This is a genomic window from Halomicrobium sp. HArcht1-1, assembly GCF_058933285.1.
This window is the reverse complement of sequence record NZ_JBZYDL010000001.1, coordinates 492,599-506,614: the sequence shown is the minus strand read 5'-3', so window position 1 is coordinate 506,614 and position 14,016 is coordinate 492,599. Positions and strand designations below refer to the sequence as shown.

Genomic DNA, 14,016 nt, shown 5'->3' with positions numbered 1-14,016 from the left:
TGACAGTCGGCAGTGTCAGTCCCGCACTGCCGGCGTGTGGAGGTGGTGTTCGATGTGCGCCCAGTCGTCGAACGGCGCTCCGTCATTGTAGCCCACGTACTCATCGGGAGCGTTGTAGTTCATCGTACTTTCGTAGCGATCTGCACTCACAGTCTTCGAGTCGACGCCGTCGTAGTCGTTCGGTCGGATCCCGTTCGAGTGACCCAGTTCGTGCATGAACGTACTTGCGATGGAGTCGTCGGACAGCGTCTGGTCGCTGTCGTCCCGGGCCGTCTCGAAGAGAAAGGGCCTGTTGTCGCCCCAGCTCTGGGTAACTCCGGCGACGGAGCGACCGTCGTGCCGAGCGTCACCGACCGCGATGCCGTAGTGGTAGCCATCGGCTTCGTGATCGAAGTAGACGGGCATGTAGCGTTGCCGCAGCTCGTCGAGACTCACGCGCTCGTCAGTCTCGATCGCCTCGTCGTAGCTGATGTGGAGTCGGATGCCGGTCGAACCGTCCGGGTTCGAGATCGGGGCTGCCGCGTACGCCTTCGTGACCGGATCGAGGGCGTCGGCGGGCGGTTTGTACCCCTCGACGTAGTCCACCTCGACGTAGATATCCATACGGAATGGATCACTCTCGTCGAGAGCGTCGTGGCCGACTTCGGCACCGTCGTCGAGGCCGTCGCCGTCCATGTCGGCCTGCATGGGATCTGTCCCGTGAACCTCGATTTCTGCACCGTCGTCGAGGCCGTCGCCGTCCGTGTCTGCCGCCGTGGGATCGGTTCCGTGAATCTCGACCTCCTCGCCGTCGTCGAGACCGTCACCGTCCGTATCAGCCGCCGTCGTGCCAGTTCGATACTGGTACACTTCCGCGTCGTCGTCGAGACCGTCGCCGTCCGTGTCGGCCGCCGTGGGATCCGTTCCGTGAACCTCGATCTCGTCGAGATCGGCGAGATCGTCACTGTCGCTGTGGGCAGAAACAGGGTCCGTCCCGTGAACCTCGATCTCAGCACTGTCGTTGAGTCCATCGTGGTCACTGTCGGCCGACATTGGTGCCGTTCCGTGCGTATACACTTCGTCGCCGTCGTCGAGACCGTCCCCGTCAGTGTCGGCAACTGTCGCATTTGTGCCGAGATCGTGGACTTCGACGCCGTCGTCGAGACCGTCCCCGTCGGTGTCGACGACCGTCGGGTCCGAACCGACCGCGGTTTCCTCGCCGTCTGGGAGGCCATCACGGTCCGTATCAGCGACGAGTGGATCTGTGTCTTGCTGGAGTTCCGCTGCCGCGGGGATTCCGTCACCGTCGAGCGAGACGACGTTCGTCGAGAGCACCAGTCCGGCACTACCCACAGAAAGAGCGACGACGAGGAACACGGCGGCTGAGCGTTGCACACTAACGGTCATCGGAGTGGTTAAAATAAGCACTTCGGATTGCGTATCTCACCGGTGGCAAGACGCCAGTGTCGGTGCGTCGTCCCGGCGGATCACGTGACAGAACGACCGTAGCGGTCAATCGAAAAGAGGCGACTGCACGCGGATCGTCGTCGTCGTTTGTCCAGTCGACGGGACGGCGTCGAGCCGAACTATCTGTGGGCCGGGTCGGGAGACGACGGCGAGTCTCCCGGTGGCGTGCGCTCGATCCAGTAATCGAAAGAAGTCCTCACTCCGTCCGGTCGACGTCGAGCTCCTCTTCGAGATCGCCGAGCCACTCGGTCTCTTCGAGTTCTTCGAGCTGCTCGCGGAAGTGAGTCTCACAGACCCCCACAGAGATACCGTCTTTCTCGACTGCGATGTCCGCCTCACTCTCGCAGTAGTGACATTGCATACGACACGATTGGGTCCCTGTGACATTGAATGCTCCGTTCGCCGGTCACTCCGGCGACACGTCCAGGGCGTCCCGGACGCGCTCCCACTGGGCGCTGTCCAGACCGGCCAGGCCCAGTCGGTCGTCGTGCGCGTCGCTCCCGCCGGTCACCAGCAGGTCGTGGCGCTCGATGGCCCGGTCGACGGCCGACAGATCGGGCTCGTCGGCGTAGGGGTAGGGGCGTTCGACGGCGTCGAGCGTGTCACAGAGCGCGAGCGCGCTCTCGGGGTCGTCGTAGCGCAGCGGATGTGCCAGCCCCACCAGCCCGCAGGCCTCGGTCAGCAACGCCCGGCCTCGCTCGAAAGCGGGGACCGCTCGGGGGACGTAACACGGACAGTCGTCGCCGATGAGGTGGGCAAAGGCACCGTCGACGTCGTAGTCGCTGACTTCCGCGATCGCACGTGCAATGTGTGGCCGACCCAGTCCGGGCCGCGGTTCGATCGGCAACGAGACGGACAGGCGCTCCTCGACGCAGTCGACGATGGCGGCCCCCCGTTCGGCCCGGTTTCGCTGGATGCGCTCGCACTCGGCGACCAGCGCGTCCGTCGGCGAGACACCGTAGCCGAGCAGGTCGAGGCGCTGCTGGCCGGCGTCGACCCGGAGCTCGATCCCGTGGACGACCGTGACGCCCTCGCGTGTCGTCACAGGGGCGTCGAGGTCGGACGAGAGTCGGTCGTGGTCGGTCACCGCGACGGCGTCGAGGCCGCCACGCCGTGCGGCCGCCGGCACCTCGTCGAGGGACAGCGTCCCGTCCGAGCGCTGCGTGTGGACGTGGAGGTCCGCGACAGTCATACCGGAGCCTGGCCGCCGGAGCCCAAGCCACTTCGGGTCGTGGTCCTTATACACATTAAGGAGTGTATTAATTATTAATAATGAAGGTTTATTATCGTTCATTAACTTTCCAGAGCCATGCGAATGTTCGACAGCGCAGACGAGATGTTCACCGCACAGAGCTACCCCGCGACGACGACCGACCTGATCGAGGCCCACGGCCACCTGACGCTGGAGTTGCCCAACGGCTCGGAGACGGTCGCCGACGTTCTGGGCCGCCTGACCGAAGAGACCTACGACACCGAGAACGAGGCCAGACTGGCGGCCTACAGCGCCGTCAGCCAGAAGGGCATCGGTCGAAAGGGCTACTCCGACCGCGATCCGATCGCGATGGGCGAGGACGGCCCGGATCAGGTCTCGTTCTAGACCACCGTTTTACTGCGGGGGTCGCCGACGGCGATCCCGCTCGCAAAACCGTGGTTCTGCTGAACGCAGTGAAGCAGCGCCCGCTCTGACGGTGACGAACCCCTTCACGAAGCTACAGCCGACAGTATCAGGCCGACTCGATCTCGTCGTCGTACCGGCGGGTGTAGCGCATGACGGCGTAGAAGATCCCGGACAACACGAGTACTGCACCGCCGCCGTAGCTGGCCATGTTGAGTGGCGTGGGCCGAAACTGGACGCCGAAGAGACCGACTGGGACGGCGGCGTCGTTGCTGATCACGAGACCGACGAAGGCACCGAAGCCCACGCCGAGTGCCAGCGCCGCGACGAACACCCAGCCGACGACGCGCCGCCCCGACGTGGTCGAATCCGTTTCGTTCATGGTAGTGTGGCCGCCTGCTCGACGGCGATACTGGTCGTAACGACTCGACGGGCAAGTGGCTACCGGGAACGGGCGAGGACAACGCCGGTCCCGTTGCCTTCCGTTCCAGAACTGTGACGAATGCCACATTCGTTATCCTTTTCCCGCGATAGCGCCAACCGACGGCTATGGCAGAGACAACGCGGGCCGTCGGCCACGACGAGCTGGCGACGCTGAAGTTGCTGGCGCTCGACGGCGCGATCGAGGGCGAGCGAAAGGAGTCCTGTTCGGCGCTCGCCGACCGGCTGGACGCCTCCAACCAGACCGCCTCGCGGCGGCTCCAGCGGCTGGAGGAAGCGGAGATGATCGATCGGGACATCGTCGGCGACGGACAGCTCATCCGGATCAGCGAAGTCGGCGAGCGGGCCCTCCAGCGGGAGTACGCCGACTACCGGCGGATCTTCGAGGGGGCCGTCGGCGTCGATCTGGGCGGGATCGTCACCTCCGGCATGGGCGAGGGGCGACACTACATCACGCTGCCGGGGTACATGGAGCAGTTCATCGACAAGCTCGGCTACGAGCCCTTCGCCGGAACGCTCAACGTCGATCTCGTCGACGAGAGCGTCCGCAAGCGCGCGCGGCTGAGCGCCTTCGAGCCGGTCACGATCGAGGGATGGGAAGACGACGAGCGAACGTACGGACCGGCGTACTGCTATCCGGCCTCCGTCGTCGCCGGGGACAGCGAGTACGAGCCCGCCCACGTCATCGCCCCCGAGCGAACCCACCACGGCGAGAGCCAACTGGAAGTGATCGCCCCGGAGAAACTGCGCGACGTGGTCGGCCTGGCCGACGGTGACGAGGTGACTGTCCATGTCTCGGAGCAGTGAGCAGGCAGCGACGGGTGCCGACGACGCCATCGCGGCGTTCGCACGTGGCCAGCCGATCTTGATCCACGACGCGGCCGACCGCGAGGGCGAGGTCGACCTCGTCTACCCGGCCGGAGCGGTCACGCCAGGGGCCGTCGCACGCCTGCGCAACGACGCTGGCGGGCTGGTCTGTGTCGCGCTCTCGGATGCGGTCGCCGAGACGTTCGGCCTGCCGTTCATGCAGGAGCAACTGACCCACCCCAGCGCCGACGGCCACGACCTCGCGTACGACGAGCGATCCTCGTTCTCGCTGACGGTCAATCATCGGGACACCCACACCGGCATCACCGACGAGGACCGCGCGCTGACGATCACCGAACTCGCGGGGGCCGCCGCCGACCCCGGCGGAACGGCCTTCGCCGACGAGTTCCGCTCGCCGGGCCACGTGACGCTGCTGCGCGGTGCGCCGGACCTGCTTTCCGACCGGCTGGGCCACACCGAACTCGGGCTGGCCGTCGCCGCGGCGGCCGACCAGCCGCCCGCGGTCGTGGTCTGTGAGATGCTCGACGACGAGACGGGCGGGGCGCTTTCGCCGGCCGCCGCGCGTGCCTACGCCGAGCGCGAGGGACTCGCCTACGTCGAGGGGAGCGCACTCGTCGAGCGACTGGGAGCGTCGTCGTAAGTCGCCGTTCGCCGTCACTGTGTCCGAGCGTCGACGCGTTTCACGGACGACTGTCGTGAGAGGGAAGCGACAGGTTTGAGTCGACACCCCGACCAGCTACGGATATGGCCGAAAGCCGCCGGATGGTCCCGAACGAGCGAAAGCTGCTGGTCGTCGTCGGATTCTGTCTCGGCACGGGGCTGGGACCGTTCGTCCTCACCGTCCTGACGGCACCGGTCGAGTTCTTCGCGGGAGAGACCGTCGCGTCCCTGCTGTGGACGACGGTGCAGTTCCTCGGCGTCGTCTTCGCCGGGGTCGCGCTCGCGACGATCGATCTCGACGCGACCGGCGCGGCGCGCTGACGCGTCGTCTGGCACGACAGGGAGACACACACATCGTCAACACTCTTAACGATGGCCTGCAATGGCCCGGTATGTACGTCGCTGAGACGATGCGTGGACAGTATCGCGAGGGACAGACCACACGCGGGGGGACGGCTCGATGAGCGAGCGCCCGGAGATGTTCGAGGGCGTCGACGAGATCTGGCAGGACGGCGAGTTCGTCGACTTCGAGGACGCACAGGTCCACGTGCTGGCCCACGCGCTGCACTACGGCACCGGCGTCTTCGAGGGCGTGCGCTGCTACGACACCGACGACGGCCCGGCGATCTTCCGCTGGGAGGAGCACCTCGACCGACTGTACGAGTCGGCGAAGGTCTACGACATCGAGATTCCCTTCGAGCCCGAGGAACTCACCGAGGCGACCGTCGAGTTGATCCGCCGCGAGGGGCTGGAGTCGTGTTACATCCGCCCGATCGCGTTCTACGGCTACGGCCCGCTGGGGCTGAACCCGAGCGAGTCGCCCGTCGAGACCGCCATCGGCGTCTGGCCGTGGGGGGCCTACCTCGGCGAGGAAGCACTCGAAGAGGGAATCGACACGGCGATCTCCTCGTGGCGCAAGCACGCCTCCAGCCAGATCCCGACCAGCGCGAAGACGACCGGTGCCTACGTCAACAGCGTCCTCGCCTCGCTCGAGGCCAAGGGCAACGACTACGGCGAAGCGATCGTCCTCAACAAGGAGGGCAACGTCGCCGAGGGGCCGGGCGAGAACATCTTCCTCGTGCGCGACGGCGAAATCTACACCACCGGCCTGGCGGAGTCGATCCTCGACGGCATCACCCGACGGAGCGTCATCACGATCGCCGAAGATATGGGCTACACTGTCCACGACGACGCGACGATCTCGCGGGGCGAGCTGTACGCCGCCGACGAACTGTTCTTCACCGGCACCGCCGCGGAGGTGACGCCGATCCGCAGCGTCGACGACAACGAGATCGGTGCCGGAACGAAAGGGCCGGTCACCGACGAGATCCAGACGCGCTTCTTCGACATCCTCGAAGAGCCACCCGAGCAGTACGACGACTGGTTCAAGTACGTCTGAAGGCCGGATCGATCACGTGCGGTGTTGACGCTGACACACTCGACGACACCGTTTCGATGTTTTGCACAGCTCGAACGAGACCGTCGCAACGACGGAAATTGTATCACTCCTCGGGTGCGATCGACACGCAAGCGAACGAAGATGTTGTCGAATCCTCCACCCACGAGAGGCGAACATCCCGGCGGTCCTCGACACCGGGACGATCCCTTTCCCACCGTCGCAGCGAACGTGCGGGAACACCTGTCGGCGGACGCTTCCGGGCACGACATGCACCACGTCTGGCGCGTATTTCGGCTCGCACAGCGGTTTGCTGACGAGTTAGACGCTGACAGCGAAGTGGTCGGCTGTGCAGCACTCGTCCACGATCTCCATCGGGTACTGGGAGATGGGACCGGTTGTGACCCAGAAGAAACCCTGTCCGTGATCGAAGAGATGCTTGAGGGAACAGGCATCGGCGACGAACGAACTGGTGCTGTACAGCACTGTGTCGCAGTACACGACGACCTCGAATTTCGGGATGAAGACCCCGAACCGGAGACGATCGAAGCAAAAATACTGCGCGACGCCGACAATCTCGATGCGATGGGTGCTGTCGGTGTCGCACGGACGTTCGCATTCGGGGGCGTCCACGGGACACCGCTCTGGGATCCCGACGGAGAGGACTATTCGCAGATATACCATTTCGAAGACAAACTGCTTCGTTTGCAGAACGAACTCCATACGGATCCAGCACAGCAATTAGCCGAGGAACGACACGCGTTCCTCGAAACGTTCTTCGAACGGTTTCTGGCGGAGTGGCACGGCGAGGCGTAGGACGACCCTGCTCTCTCGATGCTCACCGCCACAAGCATCCGGGCGACGGAGCGGTCCGAAGGACCCGGCAGGTCGCCCGATTCCGGCCTTTTTCGCCCACGTGTTTCGACAAGCGGTGCGCGAAGGCGCACCTGCAGTCGAAAAAGGTAGTAGTCTAGTCGTCGTCGGCGTCGACGAGTCCGGCCGGGACCTGCGTGTGGTTCTCCTCGGCGTCGCCGAAGCCGGCCGAGAGGATCCGCGTCAGCGCGTCCTCGACGCGCTCGTCGGTCTCCTCGTAGGCGTCGGGCTCGACTTCGATGACGTAGCCGGTCGTGATGTTCGGTGCGGTCGGCAAGAACAGTACGTCTCGGCCGTCCTCGGTCTGTTGGCCGGTCTTGAACGCCGTCATCCGCAGCCCGTCCCACACTTCGAGTTTCACCGGCGTCTGGAGTTCGTCGGCCCCCGAGACGGCCGTCTCGACGGCCATCTTCGAGGCGTTGTACACCACGCGGAGGCCGGGGACCTGGTTCATCATGTCGTCGAGAGCCTGTTCGATCACGTCGCCAAAAGCAGTCCGCATCAGATAGCCGATCGAGAACACGAGGAGCACGAAGACCGCGAGCGTGGTGAGCACGCGGACGAACGTCACCAGCTGTGTCATCAGATGGTGCTCCTCCGGAATATTGAGCAGCGGAGCGAGCCGCTCGGGAGTGATGACGTTCGCGAGCGGTAACGAGGCCAGAATACCGTAGAGGTAGGCGAGTACGTAGACCGTCACCAACAGGGGGAGCAGGATGATCAGCCCGCTCGCGAAGTCACGTTTCCACGTCGCCGAGGCCATGTCAAGTCCGTAGCCCTCCCCCGTTATCAGCCCTTCCCTTCGTCTCTGTCAGACAGCTGCCAGCTAAGAGAGTATCGCCCGCAGGGCGAACAACGCGTTTTCCTTCCGCTCTGCGACCCGTCGATAGAAGTAGGCGAGCCACTCGCCGCCGTAGGGAGCGTACTGCCAGACCTCGGAGTCCGTCGCCAGCGAGCGCTGGGCGTCGTCGCGAACGCCCATCAGCATCTGGACCTCGTACGGAGTGCCGTACTCCTCGTGTAGTGACGCGGCGAGGTCGATCATCTCCGGGTCGTGGCTGCCGACGGCGACCTCGCCCCGGAAGTGCTCGAAGAGGTATCGCAACTGGTCGCGGTAGGCCTGATCGATCTCGGCCTTGTCCTGGAGTGCGACCGACTGCGGTGGATCGTACGCGCCCTTGACGAGCCGGATCTTCCCCGGCAGGTCGGCCAGCCGTTCGAGGTCGTCGGGCGTCCGTCGGAGGTTCGCCTGCACGCAGACGCCGACGCCGCCGTCGGTCTGACGGGCGAGCCGTTCGAAGGCGTCGAGCGTCGCGTCCGTCGTCGTGTGGTCTTCCATGTCGATCCAGACGAACACGTCGCGGTCGGCGGCGTGCGTGACGACGCTGTCGAGGTTCGACTGGAAGAGCGCCTCGCTCACATCGAGGCCCAGTTGCGACGGCTTGATCGAGAGGCACGCATCCAGACCTGCCAGATCGATCTCCTCGACGAGGGCCTCGTAGGTCGCCGTGGCTTCTGCGGCCGGTTCGCGACGATCGTAGTGTTCACCCAGCTGGTTCAGGATGACGCCGATTCCCTCCTCGTTGCACTGTCGCGCGTGCTCCAGCGCTCCGGCGGTCGTCTCACCCGCGACGAACCGCCGCGCCAGTGGCGGAATCATCGTCCGGTGGTACGACCCGCCTCCCTATGAGGTTTGTCACCGAGGCGATCTGTTCCGCACCACGGCACCCGCCCAGGCAGGTGCCGCAGGGAGTCGCCGACGTTAAGCCGCCCGCGGGACAGCACCGCGACATGGACGTACTCGCGATCGTGGCGACGGCGCTGTGGGCGATGCTACCGGCGTACGTCCCCAACAACGCGGCCGTCCTCGCCGGAGGGGGACGGCCGATCGACGGGGGACGGACGTGGGGGGACCGACGGCTCCTGGGCGACGGGAAGACCTGGCGCGGGACCGCTGCCGGCACGCTCGCGGGGACGGCGCTGGCGCTGGCGCTCAACGCCGTCTACGAGCCGGTCGCCGCGACGCTGGGGGTCGTCGCCGACCCGTTCCCGGTGGTGGCCGGCCTGGGGCTGGCACTCGGCGCGATGGTCGGCGACATCGGCGCTTCGTTCCTCAAGCGTCGCACCGGTCGCGAACGCGGGGCGGCGTTTCCGGGGCTCGACCAGCTCGATTTCGTCGTCGGAGCGCTCGCGCTGGCGACGCTGTTCGCACCGGAGTGGGCGCTGGCGACGTTCAGGCCGCCCGTACTGGTCGCAGTCGTCGTGATCACGCCGCTCTTGCACGTCGTCACCAACGGCATCGCGTACGCGCTGGGGCTGAAAGACGAGCCGTGGTGATCGGTGGGCCGGGATCTCACGGGGCGTGTTCGCCGAGAGCGACGAAAGTGGTGGGCTTTTCTACGCTGGCCGACGACCACCGTGTATGACGACAGCGACGACGGTGCGGCTGGCGACGCGGGGTTCGGACCTGGCCCTGCGTCAGGCCGCGACCGTCACCGAGACGCTCGAATCACGGGGGTACACGGTCGAGATCGTCGAAGTAGAGACGACCGGCGACCAGATTCGCGACGAACTGATCCACCGGCTTGGCAAGACCGGCGCGTTCGTCCGCAGCCTCGACGAACAGGTCGTCGAAGGTGAGGTCGACGCCGCCGTCCACTCGATGAAAGACGTGCCGACCGAACAGCCCGACGAGCTGGTCGTCGCTGGCGTTCCCCAGCGGGAGTCGCCCGACGACGTGCTGGTGACGCCGGACGGAGCCACCGTCGAGGAGCTGCCCGACGGCGCGACCGTCGGCACGTCGAGCCTCCGTCGAAAGGCCCAGCTGCTGGCCGAGCGGCCGGATCTCGACGTGCAGCCGCTTCGTGGCAACGTCGACACGCGCATCGAGAAGCTGCTCGCGCCGACCCTCCAGGCCGAACACGAGGAGCGCAGCGAGGCCGAGAAAGAGCGAAAGGAGAGCGTCGACGACGAGGAGTACGAATTTCCCTACGAGCAAGACGTGGAGACGTGGTTCGACGGGCTCACTGAGATCGAGCGCCAGGCGCTGGGCCGCGAGGTCGAGACGGCGTACGACGCCGTCGTCCTCGCTCGCGCAGGTCTGGAACGGGCCGGGCTGCTCCACCACGTCGAGTACCAGTCGCTCCCGACCGGGACGTTCGTCCCCGCGCCCGGCCAGGGCGCGCTGGCGGTCACCGCGACCGACGGGGAGTTCGCACAGGAGCTCAACGACGCCCTCGATCACCCGCGCTCGCGAGCGGAGACGACCGTCGAGCGGACCGTCCTCGACGAGCTGGGCGGGGGATGTGTCGCACCGCTTGGCGTCCACGCGATCTTGCAGGGCAGCGTGATCCGGACGACCGTGCGCGTCCTCGACCAGGCGGGCGAGCAGGAGGTCACCGCCACGCGTGACCTCTCGGCGGATCGCCACGTCGACGACGCGCGAGCGTTCGCCGCCGACCTGGCCCAACAGGGCGCGGCCGACCTGATCGAGCAGGCCAAGCGAGCGGGCGAGGGCGGCGACGCGGCGACGGCCCAGGGAGCCGGCGACGAATGAGCGACGAGACGGGCGACGACGAGGCGACCGGCACGGTCTATCTCGTCGGCTCTGGTCCCGGCGATCCGGAGCTGCTGACGGTGAAGGCAAAGCGGCTGCTCGAAGCGGCCGACGTGGTGCTACACGACAAGCTCCCCGGCCCGGAGATCATCGGCATGATCCCCGAGGCGAAACGCGAGGACGTGGGCAAGCGCGCGGGCGGCGAGTGGACGCCCCAGGAGTACACGAACCGTCGCCTCGTGGAGCTGGCCCGCGAGGGCAAGGACGTGGTGCGGCTCAAGGGCGGCGATCCCACGGTGTTTGGCCGCGGCGGCGAGGAGCTCGTCCACCTCGCACAGCACGGCGTTCCGGTCGAGATCGTCCCCGGCATCACGTCGGCCGTCGCCGGTCCGGCGGCCGCCGGCATCCCCGTCACCCACCGCGATCACGCGTCGTCGGTGTCGTTCGTCACCGGCCACGAAGACCCCACGAAGTCGGAGTCGGCCGTCGACTGGGAGGCACTCGCCGCGACCGGCGGCACCATCGTCGTCCTGATGGGCGTCGGCAAGCTGCCAGAGTACACGGCCGCGCTCCGTGAGGCCGGCATGGACCCCGAGACCCCGGTCGCGTTGATCGAACGGGCGACCTGGCCCGGCCAGCAGGTCGCGACGGGCACCCTCGACAGTATCGTCGACGCCCGCGACGCGGCCGGTATCGAGCCGCCAGCGATCACCGTCATCGGCGACGTGGCGGCGACGCGGGCGGCGGTGCTTGAGTTCCTCGTCGGAACAGCGGACGACTCGGCGGGCGACGGAGGTGCCGACGATGCGTGAGGAGCCACGGCTCAGCGTCGCCGTGTTCCGCCCCGACGACGAGCGGACCACCCAGGCCGTCGCGTTGCTGGAGTCGCTCGGTGCGGACCCGGTCCCGGACCCGATGCTCGCCGTCGAGGCGACCGGGGCGCGGCCCCGATCCGACGCGGACTACGTCGTCCTCACGAGCAAGACCGGCGTCGAGCTGGCCACAGAGGCCGGGTGGGACCCCGGCGACGCGACCGTCTGTGCGATCGGCCGGCCCACCGCAGACGTACTCGAAGACGCCGGCTACGCGGTCGATCTGGTGCCCGAGGAGTACTCATCGAGTGGCCTGGTCGCCGCGCTGAAAGACGATGTCGACGGCGCACGCGTCGAGGTAGCGCGCTCGGATCACGGCTCGGCGGTCCTGACCGACGGACTGGAAGCGGCCGGCGCGTACGTCCACGAGACGGTTCTCTACCGGCTCGTCCGGCCCGAGGGGGCCGGAGCGTCGACAGAGCGTGCGGCGGCCGGCGACCTCGACGCCGCGCTGTTCACCTCCTCGTTGACCGTCCGGCACTTCCTCGCGGCCGCCGACGAGCGGGGACTCCGAGGGGAAGCGATCGAGGGACTGAACGACGCCGTCGTCGGCGCGATCGGCGAACCGACCCGTGAGACGGCCACGGACGCGGGCATCGACGTCGACGTCGTCCCCGACACCGCAGACTTCGAGACGCTGGCGACGACGGCGGTCGAGGCGGCCGCGCCGAGTCACCACGAGTGACACTGTCGGCTGTGACGTTACAGTAAACGGGACGAGCAGAGGGTCGGGCGACCGGATCGCTGGGAACCCACCCAGAGCCGCGAAACGCGGTCTTTAAACTCGTGGACGATGCCGTACTCAGTATGACTGGTGCGGACGGGACGAACGTGCTCTTCGTCGTGCTCGATACGGTCCGCAAGGACCACCTCTCGGCGTACGGGTACGACGAGCCGACGACCCCGACCCTGGAGGCGTTCGCCGAGGAAGCGGCGGTCTTCGAACACGCCGTCGCGCCGGCCCCCTGGACTCTGCCGGTCCACGCCTCCCTGTTTACGGGGCTGTACCCCTCCGAACACGAGGCCACACAGGAGGACCCCTATCTCGACGGGGCGACTACGCTGGCCGAGTCGCTATCTTCGGCCGGCTACGACACGGCCTGTTACTCCTCGAACGCCTGGATCACGCCCTACACGAACCTCACTGCGGGGTTCGACGACCACGACAACTTCTTCCAGATCATGCCCAGCGAACTGCTCTCGGGACCGCTGGCCCGGATCTGGAAGACGATGAACGACAGCGACACCCTGCGGGGGGTCGCCGATCGGATGGTTCAGCTGGGCAACAAGTTCCACGAGTACTTCGCCTCCGAGGGCGGGGGCGACACGAAGACCCCCGCCGTGATCGACAAGACGATGGACTTTATCGACGACTCGGAGAACTTCTTCACGTTCATCAACCTGATGGACGCCCACCTCCCCTACCACCCGCCCGAGGAGTACGTCGAGCAGTTCGCTCCCGGCGTCGACTCCACCGAAGTGTGCCAGAACTCCAAGGAGTTCAACTGCGGCGCTCGCGACATCGACGACGCGGAGTGGGACGACATCGAGGGGCTGTACGACGCCGAGATCCGCCACATCGACGACCAGCTCGACCGGCTCTTTACCCACCTCAAGGAGACCGATCAGTGGGAAGAGACGATGGTCGTCGTAGTGGCCGACCACGGCGAACTCCACGGCGAGCACGACCTCTACGGCCACGAGTTCTGCATCTACGATCCGCTGGTGAACGTCCCCTGCATGGTCAAACACCCCGAGATTGAGCCCGAACGCGACGACGAGACGGTCGTCGAACTCGTCGACCTGTATCACGCCGTGCTGGACGCGACCGGCGTCGCTGGCGACGGCGTCTCGCTCGATTCCGCTCGCTCCCTGCTCTCGACGGAGTATCGCGAGTTCGCCGGGGAGGCCCCGAGCGGTGCGGGCGCACACGGCCCCCGCGGTGACGTGGGCTTCGTCGAGTACCACCAGCCGGTCGTCGAGCTCCGCCAGCTGGAGGGGAAAGCCAGCGCGGCCGGCATCTCCCTGGAGACAGCGTCGCGGTTCTACTCTCGGATGGGGGCGGCCCGTTCGCCAGAGGGCAAGTACATCCACTGTACGCGCATCCCGGACGAGGCCTACCGGATCGACAGCGACCCCGGCGAGACCGAGGACCGCGTGGGCGACGACGACGAACTGCTGGCCGACCTCGAAGCGGAACTGCGCGACTTCGTCGACCGCGTCGACGCCGACTGGCCCGACGAGGCCGACGGCACCGACGGCGAGGTGCTGGACTCGATGGACGACGACGCGAAGGATCGCCTGAAAGACCTGGGCTACATCGACTGAT

Annotated in this window: 17 protein-coding genes; 11 read left to right on the top strand and 6 right to left on the bottom strand. The window is 66.6% G+C overall.

Annotated elements, in window-relative coordinates; translation table 11 throughout:
- Positions 1 to 15: 15 nt before the first annotated feature.
- The 3 genes from AC5FRZ_RS02710 to AC5FRZ_RS02700 form a co-directional block, all read right to left on the bottom strand.
- Entirely contained in the window at positions 16 to 1,314 is a 1,299-nt protein-coding gene (locus tag AC5FRZ_RS02710; protein ID WP_493565071.1) for a zinc metalloprotease, read from the bottom strand.
- A 328-nt stretch (positions 1,315 to 1,642) separates the two neighbouring features.
- The gene (locus AC5FRZ_RS02705; protein ID WP_170093314.1) at positions 1,643 to 1,807 is read right to left on the bottom strand and encodes a DUF6757 family protein; all 165 of its coding nucleotides are present in this window, start codon (positions 1,805 to 1,807) and stop codon (positions 1,643 to 1,645) included.
- 45 nt (positions 1,808 to 1,852) lie between these two features.
- Positions 1,853 to 2,638, bottom strand: coding sequence for a PHP domain-containing protein (locus AC5FRZ_RS02700; RefSeq protein ID WP_493563790.1), 786 nt, complete (start codon positions 2,636 to 2,638; stop codon positions 1,853 to 1,855).
- Between the two features lie 117 nt (positions 2,639 to 2,755).
- On the opposite strand from AC5FRZ_RS02700, the gene AC5FRZ_RS02695 reads away from it, so the two are divergent.
- The gene (locus tag AC5FRZ_RS02695) at positions 2,756 to 3,043 is read left to right on the top strand and encodes a DUF5789 family protein (RefSeq protein ID WP_170093312.1); all 288 of its coding nucleotides are present in this window, start codon (positions 2,756 to 2,758) and stop codon (positions 3,041 to 3,043) included.
- A 127-nt stretch (positions 3,044 to 3,170) separates the two neighbouring features.
- Here AC5FRZ_RS02695 and AC5FRZ_RS02690 read toward each other — a convergent pair whose 3' ends face one another.
- Entirely contained in the window at positions 3,171 to 3,443 is a 273-nt protein-coding gene (locus AC5FRZ_RS02690) for a DUF7520 family protein (protein ID WP_208627698.1), read from the bottom strand.
- Positions 3,444 to 3,610: 167 nt separating this feature from the next.
- Here AC5FRZ_RS02690 and AC5FRZ_RS02685 point away from each other — a divergent pair, with 167 nt between their 5' ends.
- The 5 genes from AC5FRZ_RS02685 (at position 3,611) to AC5FRZ_RS02665 (ending at position 7,202) form a co-directional block, all read left to right on the top strand.
- Positions 3,611 to 4,309: a DUF120 domain-containing protein gene (locus AC5FRZ_RS02685; RefSeq protein ID WP_153552101.1), complete on the top strand. Its 699-nt coding sequence runs from the start codon at positions 3,611 to 3,613 to the stop codon at positions 4,307 to 4,309.
- Positions 4,293 to 4,970 (top strand): 3,4-dihydroxy-2-butanone-4-phosphate synthase, encoded by a 678-nt coding sequence (gene ribB / locus AC5FRZ_RS02680; RefSeq protein ID WP_493563789.1) that lies wholly within the window; start codon positions 4,293 to 4,295, stop codon positions 4,968 to 4,970. The genes AC5FRZ_RS02685 and ribB overlap by 17 nt, the downstream gene beginning before the upstream one ends.
- A 104-nt stretch (positions 4,971 to 5,074) precedes the next feature.
- On the top strand, positions 5,075 to 5,311 hold the full coding sequence (locus AC5FRZ_RS02675; protein WP_372479758.1) for a hypothetical protein: 237 nt from the start codon (positions 5,075 to 5,077) through the stop codon (positions 5,309 to 5,311).
- Between the two features lie 139 nt (positions 5,312 to 5,450).
- Positions 5,451 to 6,389, top strand: a complete 939-nt coding sequence (locus AC5FRZ_RS02670) for a branched-chain amino acid transaminase (RefSeq protein ID WP_206039123.1) — start codon at positions 5,451 to 5,453, stop codon at positions 6,387 to 6,389.
- A 267-nt stretch (positions 6,390 to 6,656) separates the two neighbouring features.
- Complete coding sequence (locus tag AC5FRZ_RS02665; RefSeq protein ID WP_240937005.1) at positions 6,657 to 7,202, top strand: HD domain-containing protein; 546 nt, start codon at positions 6,657 to 6,659, stop codon at positions 7,200 to 7,202.
- Positions 7,203 to 7,356: 154 nt separating this feature from the next.
- Here the strand turns inward: AC5FRZ_RS02665 and AC5FRZ_RS02660 are convergent, their stop codons facing one another.
- Positions 7,357 to 8,022: a DUF502 domain-containing protein gene (locus AC5FRZ_RS02660; protein WP_153552104.1), complete on the bottom strand. Its 666-nt coding sequence runs from the start codon at positions 8,020 to 8,022 to the stop codon at positions 7,357 to 7,359.
- Between the two features lie 63 nt (positions 8,023 to 8,085).
- Entirely contained in the window at positions 8,086 to 8,919 is an 834-nt protein-coding gene (locus tag AC5FRZ_RS02655; protein WP_208627694.1) for a proline dehydrogenase family protein, read from the bottom strand.
- 131 nt (positions 8,920 to 9,050) lie between these two features.
- Here AC5FRZ_RS02655 and AC5FRZ_RS02650 point away from each other — a divergent pair, with 131 nt between their 5' ends.
- From AC5FRZ_RS02650 to AC5FRZ_RS02630, 5 genes are all read left to right on the top strand, one after another.
- The gene (locus AC5FRZ_RS02650) at positions 9,051 to 9,596 is read left to right on the top strand and encodes a CDP-2,3-bis-(O-geranylgeranyl)-sn-glycerol synthase (RefSeq protein ID WP_170093306.1); all 546 of its coding nucleotides are present in this window, start codon (positions 9,051 to 9,053) and stop codon (positions 9,594 to 9,596) included.
- A gap of 85 nt (positions 9,597 to 9,681) precedes the next feature.
- Complete coding sequence (gene hemC, locus AC5FRZ_RS02645; RefSeq protein ID WP_493563788.1) at positions 9,682 to 10,815, top strand: hydroxymethylbilane synthase; 1,134 nt, start codon at positions 9,682 to 9,684, stop codon at positions 10,813 to 10,815.
- Positions 10,812 to 11,627, top strand: a complete 816-nt coding sequence (gene cobA, locus AC5FRZ_RS02640; protein WP_372479761.1) for a uroporphyrinogen-III C-methyltransferase — start codon at positions 10,812 to 10,814, stop codon at positions 11,625 to 11,627. The genes hemC and cobA overlap by 4 nt, the downstream gene beginning before the upstream one ends.
- On the top strand, positions 11,620 to 12,372 hold the full coding sequence (locus AC5FRZ_RS02635; RefSeq protein ID WP_493563787.1) for a uroporphyrinogen-III synthase: 753 nt from the start codon (positions 11,620 to 11,622) through the stop codon (positions 12,370 to 12,372). Before cobA ends, AC5FRZ_RS02635 begins: the two co-directional genes overlap by 8 nt.
- A gap of 122 nt (positions 12,373 to 12,494) precedes the next feature.
- Positions 12,495 to 14,015, top strand: a complete 1,521-nt coding sequence (locus AC5FRZ_RS02630) for a sulfatase (protein ID WP_493563786.1) — start codon at positions 12,495 to 12,497, stop codon at positions 14,013 to 14,015.
- Position 14,016: the final 1 nt, after the last annotated feature.

Coding starts and splice junctions, on each gene's coding strand:
- hemC (WP_493563788.1), top strand. CDS start 9,682: ATGACGACAGCGACGACGGTGCGGCTGGCGACGCGGGGTTCGGACCTG.
- AC5FRZ_RS02665 (WP_240937005.1), top strand. CDS start 6,657: ATGCACCACGTCTGGCGCGTATTTCGGCTCGCACAGCGGTTTGCTGAC.
- AC5FRZ_RS02660 (WP_153552104.1), bottom strand. CDS start 8,022: ATGGCCTCGGCGACGTGGAAACGTGACTTCGCGAGCGGGCTGATCATC.
- cobA (WP_372479761.1), top strand. CDS start 10,812: ATGAGCGACGAGACGGGCGACGACGAGGCGACCGGCACGGTCTATCTC.
- ribB (WP_493563789.1), top strand. CDS start 4,293: ATGTCTCGGAGCAGTGAGCAGGCAGCGACGGGTGCCGACGACGCCATC.
- AC5FRZ_RS02685 (WP_153552101.1), top strand. CDS start 3,611: ATGGCAGAGACAACGCGGGCCGTCGGCCACGACGAGCTGGCGACGCTG.
- AC5FRZ_RS02635 (WP_493563787.1), top strand. CDS start 11,620: ATGCGTGAGGAGCCACGGCTCAGCGTCGCCGTGTTCCGCCCCGACGAC.
- AC5FRZ_RS02700 (WP_493563790.1), bottom strand. CDS start 2,638: ATGACTGTCGCGGACCTCCACGTCCACACGCAGCGCTCGGACGGGACG.
- AC5FRZ_RS02705 (WP_170093314.1), bottom strand. CDS start 1,807: ATGCAATGTCACTACTGCGAGAGTGAGGCGGACATCGCAGTCGAGAAA.
- AC5FRZ_RS02695 (WP_170093312.1), top strand. CDS start 2,756: ATGCGAATGTTCGACAGCGCAGACGAGATGTTCACCGCACAGAGCTAC.
- AC5FRZ_RS02655 (WP_208627694.1), bottom strand. CDS start 8,919: ATGATTCCGCCACTGGCGCGGCGGTTCGTCGCGGGTGAGACGACCGCC.
- AC5FRZ_RS02675 (WP_372479758.1), top strand. CDS start 5,075: ATGGCCGAAAGCCGCCGGATGGTCCCGAACGAGCGAAAGCTGCTGGTC.
- AC5FRZ_RS02690 (WP_208627698.1), bottom strand. CDS start 3,443: ATGAACGAAACGGATTCGACCACGTCGGGGCGGCGCGTCGTCGGCTGG.
- AC5FRZ_RS02630 (WP_493563786.1), top strand. CDS start 12,495: ATGACTGGTGCGGACGGGACGAACGTGCTCTTCGTCGTGCTCGATACG.
- AC5FRZ_RS02650 (WP_170093306.1), top strand. CDS start 9,051: ATGGACGTACTCGCGATCGTGGCGACGGCGCTGTGGGCGATGCTACCG.
- AC5FRZ_RS02670 (WP_206039123.1), top strand. CDS start 5,451: ATGAGCGAGCGCCCGGAGATGTTCGAGGGCGTCGACGAGATCTGGCAG.